The sequence below is a fragment of the Streptomyces sp. NPDC107521 genome (genome assembly GCF_055598485.1).
This window is the reverse complement of the sequence record NZ_JBVKAT010000005.1, coordinates 158,754-177,322: the sequence shown is the minus strand read 5'-3', so window position 1 is coordinate 177,322 and position 18,569 is coordinate 158,754. Positions and strand designations below refer to the sequence as shown.

Annotated in this window: 18 protein-coding genes; 7 read left to right on the top strand and 11 right to left on the bottom strand. The window is 75.1% G+C overall.

Annotated elements, in window-relative coordinates:
* The first annotated feature begins 24 nt into the window (after positions 1-24).
* Genes ACZ7LB_RS10365 through ACZ7LB_RS10355 form a run of 3 tightly spaced genes read left to right on the top strand, consistent with a single transcriptional unit; the run spans position 25 to position 3,410 of the window.
* Positions 25-735 (top strand): SDR family oxidoreductase, encoded by a 711-nt coding sequence (locus tag ACZ7LB_RS10365; protein ID WP_471466890.1) that lies wholly within the window; start codon positions 25-27, stop codon positions 733-735.
* Between the two features lie 52 nt (positions 736-787).
* Entirely contained in the window at positions 788-1,966 is a 1,179-nt protein-coding gene (locus ACZ7LB_RS10360; RefSeq protein WP_471466888.1) for an alpha-hydroxy acid oxidase, read from the top strand.
* A gap of 43 nt (positions 1,967-2,009) precedes the next feature.
* Positions 2,010-3,410: an aldehyde dehydrogenase family protein gene (locus ACZ7LB_RS10355; RefSeq protein ID WP_471466886.1), complete on the top strand. Its 1,401-nt coding sequence runs from the start codon at positions 2,010-2,012 to the stop codon at positions 3,408-3,410.
* A gap of 396 nt (positions 3,411-3,806) precedes the next feature.
* Here ACZ7LB_RS10355 and ACZ7LB_RS10350 read toward each other — a convergent pair whose 3' ends face one another.
* The 4 genes from ACZ7LB_RS10350 to ACZ7LB_RS10335 all read right to left on the bottom strand — a co-directional run bounded on the left by ACZ7LB_RS10350 (position 3,807) and on the right by ACZ7LB_RS10335 (position 6,871).
* Positions 3,807-4,769 carry an electron transfer flavoprotein subunit alpha/FixB family protein gene (locus ACZ7LB_RS10350; protein WP_471466884.1) on the bottom strand — a complete coding sequence of 321 codons (963 nt, stop codon included), beginning with the start codon at positions 4,767-4,769 and terminating at the stop codon, positions 3,807-3,809.
* Between the two features lie 61 nt (positions 4,770-4,830).
* A complete protein-coding gene (locus ACZ7LB_RS10345) occupies positions 4,831-5,628 on the bottom strand; it encodes an electron transfer flavoprotein subunit beta/FixA family protein (RefSeq protein ID WP_471466882.1) in 798 nt (265 codons plus the stop codon).
* Between the two features lie 251 nt (positions 5,629-5,879).
* Complete coding sequence (locus ACZ7LB_RS10340) at positions 5,880-6,392, bottom strand: flavin reductase family protein (protein ID WP_471466881.1); 513 nt, start codon at positions 6,390-6,392, stop codon at positions 5,880-5,882.
* 143 nt (positions 6,393-6,535) lie between these two features.
* Positions 6,536-6,871, bottom strand: a complete 336-nt coding sequence (locus tag ACZ7LB_RS10335) for a TlpA family protein disulfide reductase (RefSeq protein ID WP_161226943.1) — start codon at positions 6,869-6,871, stop codon at positions 6,536-6,538.
* Positions 6,872-7,344: 473 nt separating this feature from the next.
* Here ACZ7LB_RS10335 and ACZ7LB_RS10330 point away from each other — a divergent pair, with 473 nt between their 5' ends.
* On the top strand, positions 7,345-8,073 hold the full coding sequence (locus ACZ7LB_RS10330; protein WP_471466879.1) for a lysophospholipid acyltransferase family protein: 729 nt from the start codon (positions 7,345-7,347) through the stop codon (positions 8,071-8,073).
* A 27-nt stretch (positions 8,074-8,100) separates the two neighbouring features.
* Here ACZ7LB_RS10330 and ACZ7LB_RS10325 read toward each other — a convergent pair whose 3' ends face one another.
* The 4 genes from ACZ7LB_RS10325 to ACZ7LB_RS10310 all read right to left on the bottom strand — a co-directional run bounded on the left by ACZ7LB_RS10325 (position 8,101) and on the right by ACZ7LB_RS10310 (position 12,052).
* A complete protein-coding gene (locus ACZ7LB_RS10325) occupies positions 8,101-8,673 on the bottom strand; it encodes a transglutaminase domain-containing protein (protein WP_471466877.1) in 573 nt (190 codons plus the stop codon).
* Between the two features lie 96 nt (positions 8,674-8,769).
* Positions 8,770-9,840 carry a threonine aldolase family protein gene (locus tag ACZ7LB_RS10320; RefSeq protein ID WP_471467157.1) on the bottom strand — a complete coding sequence of 357 codons (1,071 nt, stop codon included), beginning with the start codon at positions 9,838-9,840 and terminating at the stop codon, positions 8,770-8,772.
* Complete coding sequence (locus tag ACZ7LB_RS10315) at positions 9,837-10,583, bottom strand: SDR family NAD(P)-dependent oxidoreductase (protein ID WP_161226940.1); 747 nt, start codon at positions 10,581-10,583, stop codon at positions 9,837-9,839. Before ACZ7LB_RS10315 ends, ACZ7LB_RS10320 begins: the two co-directional genes overlap by 4 nt.
* Before the next feature lie 71 nt (positions 10,584-10,654).
* Complete coding sequence (locus tag ACZ7LB_RS10310; protein WP_471466875.1) at positions 10,655-12,052, bottom strand: DUF6421 family protein; 1,398 nt, start codon at positions 12,050-12,052, stop codon at positions 10,655-10,657.
* Positions 12,053-12,302: 250 nt separating this feature from the next.
* Here ACZ7LB_RS10310 and ACZ7LB_RS10305 point away from each other — a divergent pair, with 250 nt between their 5' ends.
* Positions 12,303-12,986: a glycerophosphodiester phosphodiesterase gene (locus tag ACZ7LB_RS10305; protein ID WP_471466873.1), complete on the top strand. Its 684-nt coding sequence runs from the start codon at positions 12,303-12,305 to the stop codon at positions 12,984-12,986.
* 187 nt (positions 12,987-13,173) lie between these two features.
* Here ACZ7LB_RS10305 and ACZ7LB_RS10300 read toward each other — a convergent pair whose 3' ends face one another.
* The 3 genes from ACZ7LB_RS10300 to ACZ7LB_RS10290 all read right to left on the bottom strand — a co-directional run bounded on the left by ACZ7LB_RS10300 (position 13,174) and on the right by ACZ7LB_RS10290 (position 16,179).
* The gene (locus ACZ7LB_RS10300; protein WP_471466871.1) at positions 13,174-13,713 is read right to left on the bottom strand and encodes a GNAT family N-acetyltransferase; all 540 of its coding nucleotides are present in this window, start codon (positions 13,711-13,713) and stop codon (positions 13,174-13,176) included.
* A gap of 223 nt (positions 13,714-13,936) precedes the next feature.
* Complete coding sequence (locus ACZ7LB_RS10295) at positions 13,937-14,488, bottom strand: MarR family winged helix-turn-helix transcriptional regulator (protein ID WP_265293211.1); 552 nt, start codon at positions 14,486-14,488, stop codon at positions 13,937-13,939.
* Positions 14,485-16,179 (bottom strand): FUSC family protein, encoded by a 1,695-nt coding sequence (locus ACZ7LB_RS10290; RefSeq protein ID WP_471466869.1) that lies wholly within the window; start codon positions 16,177-16,179, stop codon positions 14,485-14,487. The genes ACZ7LB_RS10295 and ACZ7LB_RS10290 overlap by 4 nt, the downstream gene beginning before the upstream one ends.
* A gap of 604 nt (positions 16,180-16,783) precedes the next feature.
* Between ACZ7LB_RS10290 and ACZ7LB_RS10285 the strand changes: the two genes are divergently transcribed.
* Entirely contained in the window at positions 16,784-17,344 is a 561-nt protein-coding gene (locus ACZ7LB_RS10285; RefSeq protein ID WP_471466867.1) for a DUF5134 domain-containing protein, read from the top strand.
* Positions 17,345-17,593: 249 nt separating this feature from the next.
* Entirely contained in the window at positions 17,594-18,529 is a 936-nt protein-coding gene (locus ACZ7LB_RS10280) for a M56 family metallopeptidase (RefSeq protein ID WP_471466865.1), read from the top strand.
* Positions 18,530-18,569 lie beyond the last annotated feature (40 nt).

The window sequence follows — 18,569 nt, the reverse complement described above, 5'->3', positions numbered from 1 at the left end:
CCCTCCCCCAGAACAGGAGTCACCATGGAACAGCGCACCCGACCCGTCGCCCTGGTCACCGGCGCGACACGCGGCATCGGACGGGCCATCGCCGTCGAGCTCGGCCGGACCCACCACGTCCTCGTCGGCGGCCGGGACCGGAAGGCCGCCGACGAGGTCGTGGCACAGCTTCCCTCGGCCCGCACGGTGCTGATCGACCTCGCCGACTCCGCGCGGATCGCGGAGGCCGCCGAGTCGGTCGGCGACCTGGACGTGCTCGTCAACAACGCGGCCATCGCCGACGAACAGCCCATCGACGCCGTGGACATGGACGCCTGGCGCGCCGCGATCGAGGTGAACTTCTTCGGCACGGTCGACCTCACCAGCCGCCTGCTGGACCGGATCCGCCGGTCGCGCGGCGACATCGTCTTCATGAACTCGATGTCGGGCAAGGTCACCTACCCGAGCGGATCGCCCTACACGACCACCAAGCACGCCCTGCTCGCCTTCTCGGACACCCTCCGCGAGGAGGAGCGCGCCCGGGGCGTACGGGTGAGCAGCGTCTTCCCGGGCTTCGTGGCGACCGACATGGGCCACGCGGTCGGGTCGGCGTACGGGGTCCCGGACGACCCGAACTTCTACCTGGACCCGGCGACGGTCGCGGACGCGGTCCGCTTCTGCGTGGACGCCCCGAAGTCGGCGATCATCGAGTCGCTCGTGGTCCGTCCCAGCGCCGCCGCGGCCGTCCCCTCCTGACATGGCGCCCAGAACAGGGGCGAGCCGCCGTCGGCTCCCACGCTGGTCCGAAGTGAAGCCGCTGGTCATGTCGCCGCGCGGCCCCCGCGAGCCGGGACCGCGCCGGGTGCGCGACGCGGTCTCGGTCGCGGACCTGCGCGCCGCCGCCCGCCGCCGGGTACCGCGTTCGGTGTTCGACTACGTGGACGGGGCGGCGGACCGGGAGATCAGCAGGCGGCGCAACCGCGACGCCCTCGACCGCGTCGAGCTGCTGCCGACCGCGCTGACCGACGTCTCCCGGGTGGACACCGCCGCGACCTGGTTCGGGCGGTCGAGCACCCTGCCCGTCGTGCTCGGCCCGACCGGCTACACCCGGATGATGCACCACACCGGGGAGCGCGCGGTGGCCGCCGCCGCCGGGCGGGCGGGCGTCCCGTACACGCTCTCCACGGTGGGCACCACCTCGCCGGCGGACCTCATGGCGTCCTCCCCCGGGCAGAACTGGTTCCAGCTCTACCCGTGGCGGGACCGGGGACGCACCGCCGAACTGATCGCCGAGGTCGCCCGGCTCGGGTACGAGGTGCTCGTCGTCACCGTCGACACCCCGGTCGGCGGCCGGCGGCTGCGCGACATCCGGCAGGGGCTGACGATCCCGCCCAACCTGCGGCTCTCCACCCTCGCCGACATGTCGACCCACCCCCGGTGGTGGTTCGACCTGCTGACGCACGACCCGCTGGAGTTCGCCGCCCTCGGCTCCTTCGACGGCACCTCGTCGGACCTCGCCGACCTCCTCTTCGATCCGGCCCTGGACATCCCGCGGCTGCGGCAGGTCCGCGAACTGTGGCCCGGCCGGCTCCTCGTCAAGGGCATCCTCTCGGCCGAGGACGCGCTGCGGGTGTTCGACGCGGGCGCCGACGGCGTCGTGGTGTCGAACCACGGCGGCCGTCAGCTCGACCGGGTGCCCGGCTCCGTCGAGGCGCTGCCGGAGATCGTCGCGGCCACCGGGGACCGGGGCGCGGTCTTCGTCGACGGAGGCGTGCTGAGCGGCTACGACGTGGCCGCCGCCGTGGGGCTCGGCGCCGACGGGGTGTTCGTCGCCCGCGCCTATCTCTACGGCCTGATGGCCGGCGGGGAGGCGGGCGTGGACAAGGTCCTCTCGCTGCTGCGGGACGAGTTCACCAACGCGATGCAGCTCCTCGGCGCCGCCTCCGTGACCGATCTCAGGGGACGCGCCCGCGTCCGCCCCTCCTGACCGTGCCGCCGTTTCCCACGAACCACGAAAGTTGACGCATTCCATGAGCTTCACCGCGTTCGACCCGGCGACCGGGTCCAGCATCGGCCCCGTGTTCCAGGACGCTTCGCCACGAGAGGTGGACGAGGCCGTCGAGGCGGCGGGGCGCGCGGCCGCCGGCTTCGCCGCCCTCACCCCCGCCCGGCGGGCGGCCCTCCTGAACGGCGTGGCCGACGCCCTGGAGGCGCGGCGCGGCCCGGTGACCGGGACCGCGGCGCGCGAGACGGGGCTGCCCGCGGCCCGGCTGGGGGGTGAACTCGACCGTACGGTGGCCCAGTTCCGCTCCTACGCGCGCTTCGCCGACGAGGCCCTGGCCCCGGGCGGGGACGGCGGCGCTGGGGGCATCCACCGGGTCCTGGTGCCCCTCGGTCCGGTGGCCGTCTTCGGCTCGTCGAACTTCCCGCTCGCCTTCGGGGTCGGCGGGACCGACACCGCGGCGGCCCTCGCGGCGGGCTGCACCGTCGTCGCCAAGTCCCATCCGGCGCACCCGCGGACCTCCGGACTGATCGCCGAGGCGCTCCGGGAGGTGCTCGACGACGGTGTGTTCACCCTGCTCCAGGGCGTCGGCCACGACGTCGGCGAGCGTCTGGTGCTGCACCCCGGCATCGCGGCGGTGGCCTTCACCGGTTCGCTGGCCGGCGGCCGGGCCCTGTACGACCTGGCGGCCTCGCGACCGCGGCCCGTCCCCGCGTACTGCGAGATGGGCAGCCTCAACCCGGTCGTGGTGACCGCCGCCGCGGTGGCGGACCGGGGCGGCGCCATCGCGGACGAACTCGCCCACGCGGTGGGGGACTTCGCGGGACAGCGGTGCACGAAGCCGGGGCTGGTCCTGGTCGAGCGGGGCGCGGAGGGGTTCGCCGACGCGTTCAAGGAGGCGCTGCGGGAGAGCGTCGCCTCGCCCTTCCTGGACGAGCGCATCCGCCACCGCTTCGTCGGGCGGGTCGGCGCCCTGGAGAAGCTGGCCCCGGCGGAGACGGTGCCGACGGGGGCGGCGCGGGAGACGGGCTGGTGGCACGACCCGGTGGTGTTCACCACCGTGCCGGGGACGCTGCGCTCGCACCGGGAGCTGACCGAGGAGGTGTTCGGCCCGGCGGTCGTCCTGGTGTTCGCGGACGCCGACGAGATCGTGGACCTGCTCGGCACGCTCGATCCCTGTCTGGCCGCCTCGGTCTACGCCCGGCCGGGTGAGGAGTTGTCGCGGCGCTCCGTCCGGTCCCTGACCGGCCTGGTCGGCCGCGTCGTCCTCAACGGCGCCCCGACCGGCCTCGCCGTGGTCGACGAGCAGCACCACGGCGGGCCCTACCCGGCCACCACGGACGCGCGCGCGACCTCGGTCGGCGGGCGGGCCGTGGAGCGGTTCCTCCGCCCGGTCGCGCTCCAGGGGTTCGCCCCCGGCGAGGTCTGAGCCGGCAGTGCGTCAGTGCCGCGGTCCGGATTCCCGGACCGCGGCACAGTGCTGGGCGCGTGCGGGGCGCGGCGGCCGGGAGCGGGGTGCCACTCCGGAGCCGGGGCGCGGATGCCGGGCGCGGGTCCTGGAGCCGGGTGCCCGTCGCGGGGTGCCGCCCTGGAGCCGGAGCGCGGGTGCCGGAGCCGGACGCCGGGTGCGGGGCACGGACGCCGGGTGCGGGAGCGGGAGTTGGGGCGCGGGGCGAGGTCGGCTCCGCGCCCCGCTCGCGTCCGGCCCCCGCGCCGTCCCCGCTCGTCCCGGGGCCCGTCGCGCCCGTTCCCGCCGCTCCCCCACGCACGACCGGGCTCCCGCGACCGCAATCGGTCGCGGGAGCCCGGTCGTGTGCGGGACCGGTCAGCCCTTGCGGGCCTTGATCTCGTCGGTGAGCTGGGGGAGGACGTCGAAGAGGTCGCCCACGACGCCGTAGTCGGCGAGCTCGAAGATCGGGGCCTCGGGGTCCTTGTTGACGGCCACGATGGTCTTCGAGGTCTGCATGCCGGCCCGGTGCTGGATCGCGCCGGAGATACCGGCGGCGATGTAGAGCTGCGGGGAGACGGACTTGCCGGTCTGGCCGACCTGGCTGGTGTGCGGGTACCAGCCGGCGTCCACCGCGGCGCGGGAGGCGCCCACGGCCGCGCCGAGCGAGTCGGCGAGGGCCTCGATGACCGCGAAGTTCTCCGCACCGTTGACACCGCGTCCGCCGGAGACCACGACCGCGGCCTCGGTCAGCTCCGGACGGCCGGTGGACTCGCGCGGCGTGCGCGAGGTGACCCTGGTGCCGCTCGCCAGGGCGGAGAAGGCCACCTCTAGGGCCTCCACCGCGCCGGCGGCCGGGGCGGCCTCCACGGCGGCGCTGTTGGGCTTCACGGTGATCACCGCGACCCCCCGCACCACCCGGGACCTGGTGGTGTGGGCGGCGGCGAAGACGGACTGCGTCGCCACCGGGCCCCCGTCACCGGCCTCCACGTCGATGGCGTCGGTGATGACACCGGAACCCAGACGCAGCGCCAGGCGCGCGGCGATCTCCTTGCCCTCGGCGGAGGAGGGGACGAGGACGGCGGCCGGGGAGACGGCCTTCACGGCGGCCTGGAGCGCGTCGACCTTGGGGACGACGAGGTAGTCGGTGTACTCGGCGGCCTCGTGGGTCAGCACCTTCACCGCGCCGTGCCCGGCGAGCACGGCGGCGGTGTCGGCGGCACCGGCGCCCAGGGCGACGGCTACGGGGTCACCGAGGCGGCGGGCCAGGGTCAGCAGCTCGAGGGTGGGCTTGCGGACGGCACCGTCCACGTGGTCGACGTAGACGAGGACTTCAGCCATGGGACTTCTTCTCTCCTGCTCGCGAGGTATGAAGGGGGCGGTCGGCGCGACCGGGCGGGGCTCAGATGAACTTCTGGCCCGCGAGGAACCCGGCGAGCTGCCTGCCGCCCTCGCCCTCGTCCTTGACGACCGTGCCCGCGGTACGCGCCGGGCGCTCGGTCGCGGAGTCGACGGCGGTGCCCGCGTTCTCCAGGCCGACCTCGTCGGCGTCGATGTCCAGGTCGGACAGGTCCCAGGACTCGACCGGCTTCTTCTTGGCCGCCATGATCCCCTTGAAGGAGGGGTAACGCGCCTCACCCGACTGGTCGGTGACGGACACGACGGCCGGCAGCGCGGCCTCGAGCCGCTCGGAGGCGGCGTCACCGTCACGGCGGCCGCGCACCATGCCGTCCTGGACGGACACCTCGGCGAGCATGGTCACCTGCGGGACACCCAGACGCTCCGCCACCAGGGCCGGGACGACACCCATGGCGCCGTCGGTGGAGGCCATGCCGGAGATCACCAGGTCGTAGCCCGTCTTCTCGACGGCCCTGGCCAGGACCAGGGAGGTGCCGAGGGCGTCGGTGCCGTGCAGATCGTCGTCCTCGACGTGGACCGCCTTGTCCGCGCCCATCGACAGCGCCTTGCGCAGGGCGTCCTTGGCGTCCTCCGGACCCACCGTGAGAACGGTGATCTCCACGTCCTCACCCGCTTCCCGGTGGGCCTCCGAGATCTGCAGGGCCTGTTCGACCGCGTACTCGTCCAGCTCCGAGAGCAGACCGTCGACATCGTCGCGGTCGACGGTCAGGTCATCGGCGAAGCCCCGGTCGCCGGTGGCGTCGGGCACGTACTTCACGGTGACAACGATCCTCAAGCTCACGCCGGCTCTCCTACTGCATCGTCATTTCAGTGCTGCCTGCTTGCTGGCAGCATAGGCGCCACAAGCGGCCCGTTCCGGTCGGGGCGACCGCGCCCCGACCGGATATTACTCGTCAGTACACTCAGTTCCTGCCCGCTGAGCAAGCGCTTTGAACTGTGACCTTCGCAACGCAGCGTAACCGGAACCCGACACCCTCGCAGCACCGCGCGGGCGCCCGCGGGAGGGCGGCGGCGCGCACGGCGCGGGGCCGCTCACTCGCGCAGGCCGTGGTAGCGCCCCGCGTGGTAGAGGAGGGGGCCGCCGCCCTCCCCGGGATCACCGGCGCGCACCTCCGCCAGCACGATGCGGTGGTCCCCCGCGGGCACCCGGCCCACGACCCGGCACACCAGCCAGGCGAGCACCCCGTCCAGCAGCGGGACGCCCTCCGGGCCCTCGCGCCAGCCGGTCGGGGGCCCGAAGCGGTCGGCGCCGCTGCGGGCGAAGGTGGCCGCCAGGTCCTGCTGGTGCTCGGCGAGGACGTGCACCCCGACGTGTCCGGCGGCGGCGACGGCGGGCCAGGTGGAGGAGCCCGTGGCGATGCCGAAGGAGAGCATCGGGGGCTCGGCGGAGACCGAGGCCAGGGAGGTGGCGGTGAAGCCGGCCGGGCGGCCGGAGCCGTCCCGCGCGGTGATCACGGCGACCCCGGCCGCGTGCCGTCGGAACACCGACCGGAAGAGGTCGGCGGTGGCCGGGCGGGGCGCGGCGCGGTCGGGCGCGGCCGTCATGCGGGATGTCCTTCCGCGGGGGACCCGCCCCCGGGGGGCCGGGAGCGGCGGCTGGGCGGGCTGGCGATCAGTGGCGGACACAGTCAAGTACGTCCCGGGACGAGGAAGCAGTGGAGTGTGCCTCACGGCGGGCGTGGCGGTGGTCACACCACCGCCCCCAGGGCGGCGATCACGTCCGCCTTGCGGGGCAGGCCGGCCGCGCGGCGCGCGATCCTCCCGTCGGCGTCGAGGACGAGCACGGTCGGGGTGCGCAGCACGCCGAGGGCGCGGACGAGTTCCAGGCGCGCCTCGGCGTCGATCTCGACGTGGGCGACGCCGGGGACCAGCGCGGCGACCTCGCCGAGCACCCGGCGGGTGGCCCGGCAGGGGGCGCAGAAGGCGGTGGAGAACTGGAGGAGGGTGGCGCGGGCGCCCAACTCGGCACCGAGGGCCGCCGCGTCGAGCCGCGGAGCCCGCCCCGGCCCGGGGCCGGACGGCACGGGGACGCCGGAGGACACCTCGGACGCGCGACCGGGGGGCGCCGGGGCGTCCGGCGCGGACACCGGCACGGGCGGTGCGGGGGTGCCGGAGGGGCCCGGGGCGGGTGGTGCGGAACCGGCCGGTCCGGAGTCACCCGATCCGGTTCCGGCACCGTCGTCCTCGCGTCGCCCGCTCACCCGTGTCCTCCCGTTTCCGCCGCTCCGCGGCCCGTCGCGGGGGCACGGCGTCCGCACCCCCGGTTCACCCGTCAGCGGGTGCAGCGCCCGGCGGGCACCGGAGATTCCCGGGCGGGCGTCGGGTTTCGGCCAGGATGGGGCCGGTGACGTGACGAGGATCTCGCGGCACGGGGGCGCACGGGCTGGTTCCCCGGCCGTTCATGGGGCACGATCGGCGGCAGGCCGCAAACCTACGGCTGCGTAACTTTCGACTGGGAGCCCTTTCCCAGGCCGAGAAGGAAGGGTCCGTCCCGCCCATGGCAGATCTCGTCTACCGCCCGGTCATCGGTCTCACCCGCACCATGTTCAAGGTGTGGGACCTCAGGATCGACTGCCGCGGTTCGGAGAACATCCCGCGCTCGGGCGGCGCCGTACTGGTCAGCAATCACATCAGCTACCTGGACTTCGTCTTCAACGGCCTGGCGGCGCTGCCGCAGAAGCGCCTGGTGCGCTTCATGGCGAAGGAGTCGGTCTTCCGGCACCGGATCTCCGGACCGCTGATGCGCGGCATGAAGCACATCCCGGTGGACCGCGGCCAGGGCGAGAAGGCCTACGCGCACGCCCTGGCCTCGCTGCGCTCCGGCCAGGTCATCGGGGTGTTCCCGGAGGCGACGATCTCCGAGTCGTTCACGCTCAAGAGCTTCAAGTCGGGTGCCGTGCGGCTGGCCCAGGAGGCCGGGGTGCCGCTGGTGCCCATGGCGGTCTGGGGCACGCAGCGGCTGTGGACGAAGGGGCACCCGCGCAACTTCCGGCGCAGCCACATCCCCGTCACCGTCCGGGTCGGCGAGGCCATGGAGGCCTCCCGGGAGCAGTACGCGGGCGCCCTGACCCGGCGGCTGCGCGAGCGCGTCCAGGAGCTCCTGGAGGTCGCCCAGCGCGCCTATCCGACGCGCCCCAGGGGCCCGGAGGACACCTGGTGGATGCCGGCCCACCTCGGGGGCACCGCCCCGACGCCCGAGCAGGTGCGCACGGCCGAGGCCCGCTGAGCCGTACGCCGCCCCGGGGCCGTCGGGTCACAGGGCCGTCGGGAGGTCCTCCCACGGCCGGGTCCGGCCGACGGCGGCCCGCAGCGCCTCCAGGACGGCCGGGTGGGGCGCCGCGTACAGCACCGGGTCGTCCGCCTCGCCCGCCGCGGAATCGGGCACGAAGGCCAGCCGTTCGCGCCCCAGGGAGAACCGGGCGTCCACGCCGGGCCGGTTGCCCCTCGGGTCCTGCCGGTGCCAGGCGCCGTTGAACCGCACGGCGACCAGCCCGTGCACCACGCCGAGGCGCTGGTAGCACAGGGCCGCGGGGATGTCCTCGGCGCGCAGCAGCGCGGCCAGGGCGTGCGCCTTGGCGTAGCAGATCCCGGTGCGCCGCTCCAGCACGTCGGAGGCCCGCCAGGTGACGCGCGTGTCGCCGGAGTCCAGGGAGTGCGGGACGGTGTCGCGCACATGCTCGAAGGCCAGCTCCGCATAGGCATACGAGTCCTCTGCCCGTTTCGCGAGGCTCCGGGCCACCTCCCTGACCCGGGGATGATGGTGGTCGATGGCCTCGTCGGCGGCCAAGTAGGCGGACAGGTCGGGGTTCTGCTGGATCAGTCGCATGCGCGCAGAGCATAGGAACGCGGCGACCCTGCAGTCAATGAATTTTCAGTACACCGCATATCTATGCATCACTGCCCGGTCCCCCGGGCGCCCGTCTCAGCGGGCCATCTCCTCCTTGAGCGCCGCGACGAACGCGTCCACGTCGTCCTCGGTGGTGTCGTAGGCGCACATCCAGCGCACGTCGCCCGCGGCCTCGTCCCAGAAGTAGAAGCGGAAGCGCTGCCGCAACCGCTCGCCCGCCGCGTACGGCAGCCGGGCGAAGACGGCGTTGGCCTGCACCGGATGGAGGATCTCCACCCCGTGCACGGCGCGCACGCCCTCGGCGAGGCGCTGGGCCATCTCGTTGGCGTGCCGGGCGTTGCGCAGCCAGAGGTCCTTGGCGAGCAGCGCCTCCAGCTGCACCGACACGAACCGCATCTTGGAGGCCAGTTGCATGGACAGCTTGCGCAGGTGCTTCACCTGGCGCACCGCGTCCGGGTTCAGGACGACGACCGCCTCCCCGAACAGGGCGCCGTTCTTGGTGCCGCCCAGGGAGAGCAGGTCGACCCCGGCCGCGTTGGTGAGGGTGCGCATGGGCACGTCCAGGGAGGCGGCGGCGTTGCCGAGGCGGGAGCCGTCCAGGTGCACCGTCATGCCGTGGGCGTGGGCGTGGTCGCAGACGGCCCGGATCTCGGCGGGGGTGTAGAGGGTGCCGAGTTCGGTGCTCTGGGTGATCGAGACGACCTGGGGCATGGCGCGGTGCTCGTCGTCCCAGCCGTACGCCTGGCGGTCGATCAGCTCGGGGGTGAGCTTGCCGTCGGGGGTGGGGACGGTGAGCAGCTTCAGACCGCCGACGCGCTCCGGGGCTCCGCACTCGTCGACGTGGATGTGCGCGCTCTCGGCGCAGATCACGGCGCCCCAGCGGTCGGTGACCGCCTGGAGCGCGACGACGTTGGCCCCGGTGCCGTTGAACACCGGGTAGGCCTCGGCGGTGGGTCCGAAGTGGCCGCGTATCACCCGCTGGAGGTTCTCCGTGTACGCGTCCTCCCCGTACGCCACCTGGTGCCCGCCGTTGGCCAGGGCCAGTGCGGCGAGCACCTCGGGGTGGGCGCCCGCGTAGTTGTCGCTGGCGAAGCCGCGCACCGCGGGGTCGTGGTGGCGTCGTGCGTCGGTCCTCGGCGGGTTCACGGCTTCTCGGTCAGCCACAGACGGTTTCCGTTCACTTCCGGGGCGGGCCTGTCCCAGATCCCGGCGACCGCCTGGGCCAGCTCCCCGACATCCGTGAAGCCCGCGAACTTCGCGTGGGGGCGTTCGGCGCGCATCGCGTCGTGCACCAACGCCTTGACCACCAGGATCGCAGCCGCCGAGGTGGGCCCGTCCTCGCCCCCCGCCTTGCGGAAGTAGTCGGCCATGGCCAGCGTCCACGCCTCGGCGGCGGCCTTGGCGGCCCCGTAGGCGGCGTTGCCCGCCGTGGGGCTGCTCGCCCCGGCGGCGCTGATCAGGACGTAGCGCCCGCGGTCGCTGCGCTGGAGCGGCTCGTGGAAGGCGAGGGAGGTGTGCTGCACGGTGCGGATGAGCAGGTGCTCCAGCAGGTCCCAGTCGTCGAGGTTGGTCTTGGTGAAGGTCTGGCTGCCGCGCCAGCCGCCGACGAGGTGGACCAGCCCGTCGATCCGGCCGTAGTCCTTCTCTATGCGGTCGGCCCACGCGCGGGTGGGGCCGAGTTCGAGCAGGTCGACCTTCTCGCCGGTGACCGTGGCGCCGCCGTGCGCGTAGCGCGCCGCGTCGACGGCCTCGGCCAGCCGCTCCGGGTCGTTGTCCGCGCCGACGACGGTCGCGCCCGCCTCGGCCAGCCTCAGCAGGGCGGCCCGCCCCGCGGGCCCACCCGCTCCCGCCACCGCGATCACCGCGCCGTCGAGCGCCCCGTTCCCCATGGTCCTCGCCTCCCGAACCCTCGTGTCCGGCCGAGCCCGCCCGGCCGGTTCCTGTGTACCGGTGCCGTCGCTCACGCGGCGGCTCGTCCGGCCCCGTCCGCGGTGATGCCCCTCGTGGCGGCGATCACCTTCCTGAGCTTCTTGGACAGGGCCTCGTAGAACATGCTGAGCGGAAACTCGTCGGGAAGCACGTCATCGACGAGTTTCCGGGGCGGCAGCGAGAGGTCCAGGGCCTCCGGGCCCTTGGCCCACGTGGAGCCGGGGTGCGGGGCGAGGTAGCGGGCGACCAGCTCGTACCCGGCGAACCAGTGGACGAGTTTGGGGCGGTCGATGCCGTCGCGGTAGAGCGTCTCGATCTCGGCGCACAGCTCGTTGGTGACCTGCGGGGCGCGCTGCCAGTCGATGAACAGCCTGTTGTCGGTCCAGCGGACGGCGTCGTGCCGGTGCAGGTAGGCGAAGAGGAGCTGGCCGCCGAGGCCGTCGTAGTTGCGCACGCGCTCGCCGGTGACCGGGAAGCGGAACATGCGGTCGAAGAGCACCGCGTACTGCACGTCACGGGCCTGCGGGACGCCCTCCGCCGCGAGCTTCACGGCCTCGCGGAAGGCGGTGAGGTCGCAGCGCAGCTCCTCCAGGCCGTACATCCAGAACGGCTGGCGCTGCTTGATCATGAACGGGTCGAAGGGCAGGTCGCCGTGGCTGTGGGTGCGGTCGTGGACCATGTCCCAGAGGACGAACGCCTCCTCGCAGCGCTTCTGGTCGTGGACCAGGGCGGCGACGTCCTCGGGCAGCTCCAGTCCGAGCACCTCGACGGCGGCCTCGGTGACCCGGCGGAAGCGGGCCGCCTCGCGGTCGCAGAAGATGCCGCCCCAGGAGAACCGCTCGGGGGCCTCGCGCACGGCGATGGTCTCGGGGAACAGGACGGCGGAGTTGGTGTCGTAGCCGGCCGTGAAGTCCTCGAAGGTGATCCCGCAGAACAGCGGGTTGTCGTAGCGGGTGCGCTCCAGCTCGGCCAGCCAGTCCGGCCAGACCATGCGCAGCACGACCGCCTCGAGGTTGCGGTCGGGGTTGCCGTTCTGCGTGTACATCGGGAAGACGACGAGGTGCTGGAGCCCGTCGGCGCGGTGGGCGGCGGGCTGGAAGGCCAGCAGGGAGTCGAGGAAGTCCGGGACGCCGAAGCCGCCGTCGGCCCAACGGGTCAGATCGCCCGCGAGGGCCTCGTGGTAGGCGGCGTCGTGCGGCAGCAGCGGGGACAGGACGCGCACGCACTCCACGACGCTCCGGACGGCCTCCTCGGCGTCGCGGCGGCGCGGCGCGTCCCCGGCGTCGAAGTCGATGGCCCCGTCCGGGGACTGCCATGGCCGGATCCGCTCCACGGCATCCTTGAGCACGGGCCACGCGGGGTGCTCGACCACCCTGCTCACCGGAGGAATGTTCCCCTCCCCGCCCACCTGCACAAGAATTTCCGTCATGTCCCATCCTCCACGGGAGAAGCTTGCGTCAACCCACCGTACGCATACAAGGTTTCTCCAATCAAGAGGATACTCCGTAAATTATCCTGCCTCACCCGGGCTCTCGCCGCATTTTTTCCTGTCGGGCGCGGTGTCCGTATACCCGGAGCGGCCCGGGGGAAACGGTTCCAGCGAGGGCACCGCGTCGCGATCCGGCCAGGTTCGGGACCGTGCCCCGCCACCGCCGCCGTCGACGGAAACGAGTCCAGCCGTGAACCTCCTCACCATCGGTCACCGCGGAGTGATGGGCGTCGAGCCCGAGAACACCCTGCGGTCCTTCACCGCCGCCGAGCGGGCCGGTCTCGACGTGGTCGAGCTCGACCTGCACCTGAGCAAGGACGGCGCGCTCGTCGTGATGCACGACGCCGAGGTGGACCGCACCACCGACGGGAGCGGGGCCGTCGCCGACCTGACCCTGGCCGAGCTGCGCGCCCTGGACGCGGGGCTCGGGGAACGGGTGCCGGTCTTCGAGGAGGTGCTGGACGCGGTGTCGCTGCCGGTGCAGGCCGAGATCAAGGACACGGCGGCGGCCCGGACCCTGGCCGGGGTGCTGCTCGGGCGCGCGCTGGTGGACCGGGTGGAGGTCATCTCGTTCCACGCCGATGCCATCGCGGAGACCGCCCGGCTGGTGCCGGGGGTGCGCACGGCGCTGGTCGCCCAGTACTACGGCCCCGAGGTCGTCGACCGGGCCGTGGAGGCGGGCGCGGGGACGCTCTGCCTGGACATCAACCGGATCACGCTGGAGACCGTGGAGCGGGCCCGGAAGGCGGGCCTGCGGGTCTGCGCCTGGGTGGTCAACACCCAGGACCACCTGCGGCTGGTGCGCGCGTTCGGGCTGGACGGCGCCACGACCGACTACCCCGGCATCAAGCGCACCGGGCGCTTCACGGCCTGAGCCCGCGCGCCGCTCCGTCCGCGCCGCCGTCCCGGGACGGCGGCGCCAGGCCCGGCGGCGCCAGGCCCGGGGGCGTCACACCCCGCCCCGGCGAACCCCGTCGGCGGGGACGGGCCGACCGCCCGGCCCGGTCACGCGGCCGGGCCGGGCGCGGCCGGACGGGAGGCGCTGCCCCGGGGTCCGGGCGTCAGACCAGCGGCTTGGTCAGCAGTTCGAACCGGAGGTCGTCGCGCTGCGGTATGCCGAAGCGCTCGTCGCCGTACGGGAACGGGCTCATCCGTCCCGTACGGCGGTAGCCCCGGCGCTCGTACCAGGCGATGAGGTCCTCGCGCACCGATATCACCGTCATGTGCATCTCCGCCGCGCCCCACTCCTCGCGGACCAGCCGCTCCGCCTCCGCCATGACCGCCCGGCCGAGGCCCGCGCCCTGGAGCCCGGGGCTGACCGCGAACATCCCGAAGTAGGCGTTGCCGTCCCGGCGTTCGAGCTGGCAGCAGGCCACGACCGCGCCGTCCCGCTCCACCGCGAGCAGTCGGCTGCCGGACGCCTCGATGACCTCCCGGACACCCTCGGGGTCCGTCCGCTGCCCCTCGAGGAGATCCGCCTCGGTGGTCCACCCGGCCCGGCTGGAATCCCCCCGGTAGGCCGACTCGATCAGGGCGACGAGGGCGTCCACGTCGGCCTCGGTGGCGTCGCGGAAGGTGTGCGGTGCGGCGGCGGTGTCCATGCAGGGCTTCTCCGGATCTCGGTCTCGGCGCGGGGCACCGCAGAGGATAACGCCGCCCGCGCCGCCGGGAGCCCCGGCGGACGCACCCGGTGGCCCGGCACGTCTCCGGCCCCGCGCGGGACGCGTCCGGGCCGCGGTGCGGGGGCCGCCGCGTGCCGCGTGCGGTCCGTGCCGCGCGGGGCGCGTCGGGCGGGGCGCGCCGGGCGGGGCGCGCCGGGCGGCTTCAGATCCGCAGCGCGTCCAGGCGGCCCTCCAACTGGCCCAGGAGTTCGCCGAGGAGGTCGGAGAGCTCGTTCCGCCGGGGCGGCTCGACGCCGGACAGCACGGCGGACTCGTAGGCGAGCTGGTCGGGCAGGACCCCGTCGACCAGGTCGCGCCCGGCGTCGGTGAGCCGCAGGTGGGCCACGCGCCGGTCCCGGGTGTCGCCGCGCCGCTCGACGAGACCGCGTTCGCTGAGCTGCTTGAGCCGCTTGGTGACGGCGGCGCCGGAGGAGAAGGTCTCGCGGGCCAGCTCGCCCGGGGTCAGCTCGTGCCCGGTGCGCCGCAGCGCGCCCAGCAGGTCGAACTCGGCGCGGCTGAGCCCGGCCCGGCGCAGCGGGGCGTCCTCGGCCTGCTGGAGGAGGGCCGCGCAGCGGTTGATGCGGCCGATGATCTCCATGGGCCCGGTGTCGAGTTCCGGATGCACGGTCCGCCACTGCCGTACCACCGCGGCGACCGTGTCCCCCCTGGCGCCGCCCCTGGTGTCGGTCTCCGAGCCCCCGTCGGTTGCGGTCATGACCGTACGTCCTCCGTTCTCGTGCCCCGGTCCGGACGCGCCGCCCGGCGTCGCACCGTTGCGGCGAGCGTACGGTGTCCCGACCGCTCCGCGAGCACGACCCTCTCCTCGGGGACCGCCCGCTGCCGCCATTCGCCCGCGGCGGCGTCGGCCGCGGCCCGCAGCTCGGTCAGCGCGGTGGCGAGCGCGCGGCGGGCGGCGTCCAGGGCGGCGGGGGCCGCGGCGGGCTCCGCCAGCAGCCGCGCGGCGTGCTCGCGGGCCCGGTCGGCGGTGGCGAGCGCCCGTTCGACGCGGTCGCCGGAGCGCCGGTCGGTGACGAGCACGGCGGCGAGGAGGCCGAGCAGGGCGCCGACGAGGGTGTCGACGATCCGCTCGGCGATCAGCGCGCCGGACTCCTGGCGGCCGGCGAACTCGGTGATGAGCAGGGCCATCGGGGTGACGCACACGGTGCCGAGCCAGTAGTTGCGGCTCATCAGGGCCTCGGCGCCGAAGGTCAGGGCCAGGCAGAACAGCACGAGCAGCACCTGCCCGAGGTGGACCAGCGGGGCGATGGCGGCGAACAGCAGCACCCCCGCGAGGTTGCCGACGACGCGCTGCACGGTGCGGCTCCAGGTCAGCGTCAGGTTGGCCTGGTAGAGCGCGGCGGCCGTGACCAGCGCCCAGTAGGGGCGGCCGATGCCCAGCGCGAGGGAGCCGTAGCCGGCCAGGGCGCAGCCGAGGGCGGTGCGCGCGGCGACGGGCACGAGCGGGCCGAGCCGGGGGCGCGGCGGTGCGGGCGGGACGGCGGCCCCGGGCCCTTCCTCGGCCCCGGCGCCGGGCGGTCCGCCGTCGGCGGTGTCCAAGGCCCCGGCCCGGAGGAGGCGTCCGCCGCCGCGCAGGGCACGGGCGGCGGCGCGCAGCGTCCCGGGGTCGGTGTCGGCGGGGGCGGCGAGGGCAACCTCGGCCCGCACCAGGAGCCGTGCCAGCCCCCGCCGGGTGGTGGCCCGGGCACCGGAGCCGGGCCCCGCCGGCAGGGCGTGCCAGGCGGCCTGTACGGCGGTGTATCCGGCGGCGCGGGCCTCGGCGTGGCCCTCGCCGGTGCCGCCGGTGCCGGCGTACGCGGCGGCGGCGTTCAGGGCCTGGGCGGTGGCGCGGCGCTCGGGGCCGTGCGGGCGGACGAGCGCGGGAGCCATGCAGACGAGCCAGGCCCAGGCCCCGGCCCCGGCCGTGAGCGCGAGGTGGCCGGGTATCCCGGCCGGGGTCTGCGGCAGGAACAGGGCGGCGGAGCTGACGAAGGTGGGGATGACGTGCCCGGGCGGCCCGATCCGGGTGGCGTCGCACACCGCCTTCTGCGCCGCGGCCAGCAGGGCTCCGACGGCCACCAGGACGACGGCGTCGCGGGTGAGGGCCGCGGTGACCAGGGCGACGGCGACCCCGGCGAGCATGCCGAGCACGACCCAGGCGAGGGCGCGGGCCCGGGCCGCGTAGGGGCGGTGGTGCGCGTAGAGGGCGCAGAGGGAGCCCGCCATGGTGTACATCGCCAGGTCGAGGCGGCCGAGGGCGAGCAGCAGCAGATTGGGCGGGGCGGCGGCCACGACGGCGCTGAGGGCGGGCTTGAACCAGATCTCCGAGGGCCGGCGCGGACGCAGCACACCGGCCAGGGAGAGACGGCGGCCGAGCGGGGTGCCGGTGGTGGGGAGCGTGCTGCGCATGGGAAGTAGCTTAACAAGTGTTTTACCTGTGAATCATTTCGGGCTCGGCGGCACGGAGCGGCTCGACGAGCGCCTCGCCCGCGCCCGGGAGAAGTCTTCCGCTCCGGCTCCGTCTTCCGCCGCCGCTCCGGAGCCGGGCGGTCGGGCGGTCGGGCGGTCGGGCGGTCGGGCGGTCGGGGATCAGTCTGTCCGCCGGTTCCCTCCGGGTGCCCGCAGCTGCCCTGGAGGCCCGAGATCCGGGGGCACAGGATCGGGCACGACGGTCCCCGCCCGCGCCTGGGCACGGGCCGTCGTACGGCCGACCGCCGTACGGCGTGACACGGGCGACACCCACCGCACCCCGCCCGGCCCATCCCCGTCCGGTGGACCCCGGCGGATTCGCCCACCCTCCCCGGGCGGGCCGCCCTTCCCTGCCGCTCCCCCGTCCGCCCTGCTCGGAGGCGGTACGGCGGACGGTCCCGGGCGGCGCCGACCGGGCCCGGCGGGCACCGCGCGCTCCCGGCAGTGCCCCCTTCGCGCTCCCTTGCGCCCGCGTGGGCGCCGCGCGGCGCGGGCAGCCCTTGACCGGGGCCCCGGCGCCGCCGGGCCCGGCGGGGAGGTGGGCGTGGGGGGACCGACGGCCTTCGGCTGGCTGCTCGTCGTGCTCTGCGCGACGACCGGCGCCTACTGCCTGCTGCGCATGCGCAGCCGGGTCGAGGAACAGCGCCGGGCGGCGGGGGGCGAGGCGCTGACGGGGTTCGGGATGGCCGCCATGGCGGTCCCGGCGGCGGTGTTCGTCCCGCCCCCCGGGACATGGACGGCGTACGCCGTGGTGTTCGGGGCGGCGGGGCTGCGCGCCCTGTGGGCGGCCCGGTCCGACCCGCACCACCTGCACCACGTCGTCGAGGCGGCGGCGATGGTCCGGATGGCGCTGGCCATGGCCGGCGCCCCCGCGAGCGCGGGCGGTCACGCGCACGGCCACGGCACCCCGGGCGTGCCGCTGCTGACCGGGGTCCTGATGCTCTACTTCACCGGGTACGTGCTGCTGGCCGGGGTCCGGCTGGTCCCCGCACCGGCGGTGCCCGGCGGCGGCCCGGCCCCCGGGTGGGGCGACCGTCCGGAGCTGTCGCGGGCGTGCCGGCTGGCGATGGGGATGGCGATGCTGGTGATGCTCCCGGCCATGTGAGGCGGGAGGCCGGGGCGGGCGCCGGGCGCACGCGGGCGCGCCGGCCCCGCCGGAAGCGCGCCGCTACGGGCGCCTCACCGCGCGCCCGGCCGACGCACCTGTGCCCACCCGGCACCCGGCACCACGCGGACACACCGGTGTCCGGCGGACGTACCCCTGCCCTCCGCCGGCGCGCGGCGCGGCCGTTGCCTGCGTCACTTCGGCCACCGGGGCCGTCCGGTCCGGGCCCCGCGCTCATAAGCTGCCTCCATGTTGCTCCCCGCGGCTCTGCTGCTGCTCGGTGCCCTGACCGCCGTCGCCGCTCCCCGGCTGCTCGCCCGGGCCGACTGGCCGGACCGGGAACCGGTGGTCGCGCTGTGGGTGTGGCAGTGCGTGGTGGCGGCCGTCCTCATGTGCTGCGTCCTGTCGATGACGCTCAGCGCGGCGGCGGCCTGGCACGCGGTGGGCGGCCAGGTCTTCGCGACGGCGCCCCGCTCGGTGGTGGAGGCGTACGCGCCGGGCACCGCCGGTCCCTGGGCGGCCGTGACCGCCGTGGCGCTGGCCTGCGGCGGGCTGTGGAGCGCGGCGATGCTGGCCCGGGAGGTCGTGCGGGCCCGTGCCCGGCGCCGGGCGCGGCGGGCCGGTCTGCGCGAGCGGGCGCCGCTGCTCCCCGGCGAGGTCCCCGGCACCGACCGGCTCGTGGTCCTGGAGGGCGAGCGGCCGGACGCCTGGCGGCTTCCGGGCGCTCCCTCGCAACTGGTCGTCACCACCGCCGCGTTGCACCGTCTGAGGGGCCGGCAGCTGGACGCGGTCCTCGCCCATGAGCGGGGGCACGCGCGGGCGCGGCACGACTGGCTGCTGCACTGCGCGTCGGCGCTGGCGGACGGCTTCCCGCAGGTTCCGGTGTTCGCGGCGTTCCGCGACGAGATGCACCGGCTGGTCGAGTTGGCCGCCGACGACGCCGCCTCCCGTCGTCACGGCCGTCTGACGACCGCCCTGGCCCTGGTCGAACTCAACGAGGACCGGGGCGTGTTCGGCCCCGCCCCGACCGGCCGCGCCCAGGTCCCGCAGCGGGTGGACCGGCTGCTCACCGCGCCGGACCGGCTGCCCGCGGCACGGCGGCTGCGTCTGACGGCCGCGGCGGCGCTGGTCCCGGTGGTGCCGGTACTCCTGGCCTTCGTCCCGGGCCTGCACGCCCTGCGCTGACCCCCGCGGGCACCGGGAACGGCGCCAGCGCCGCCCGCCG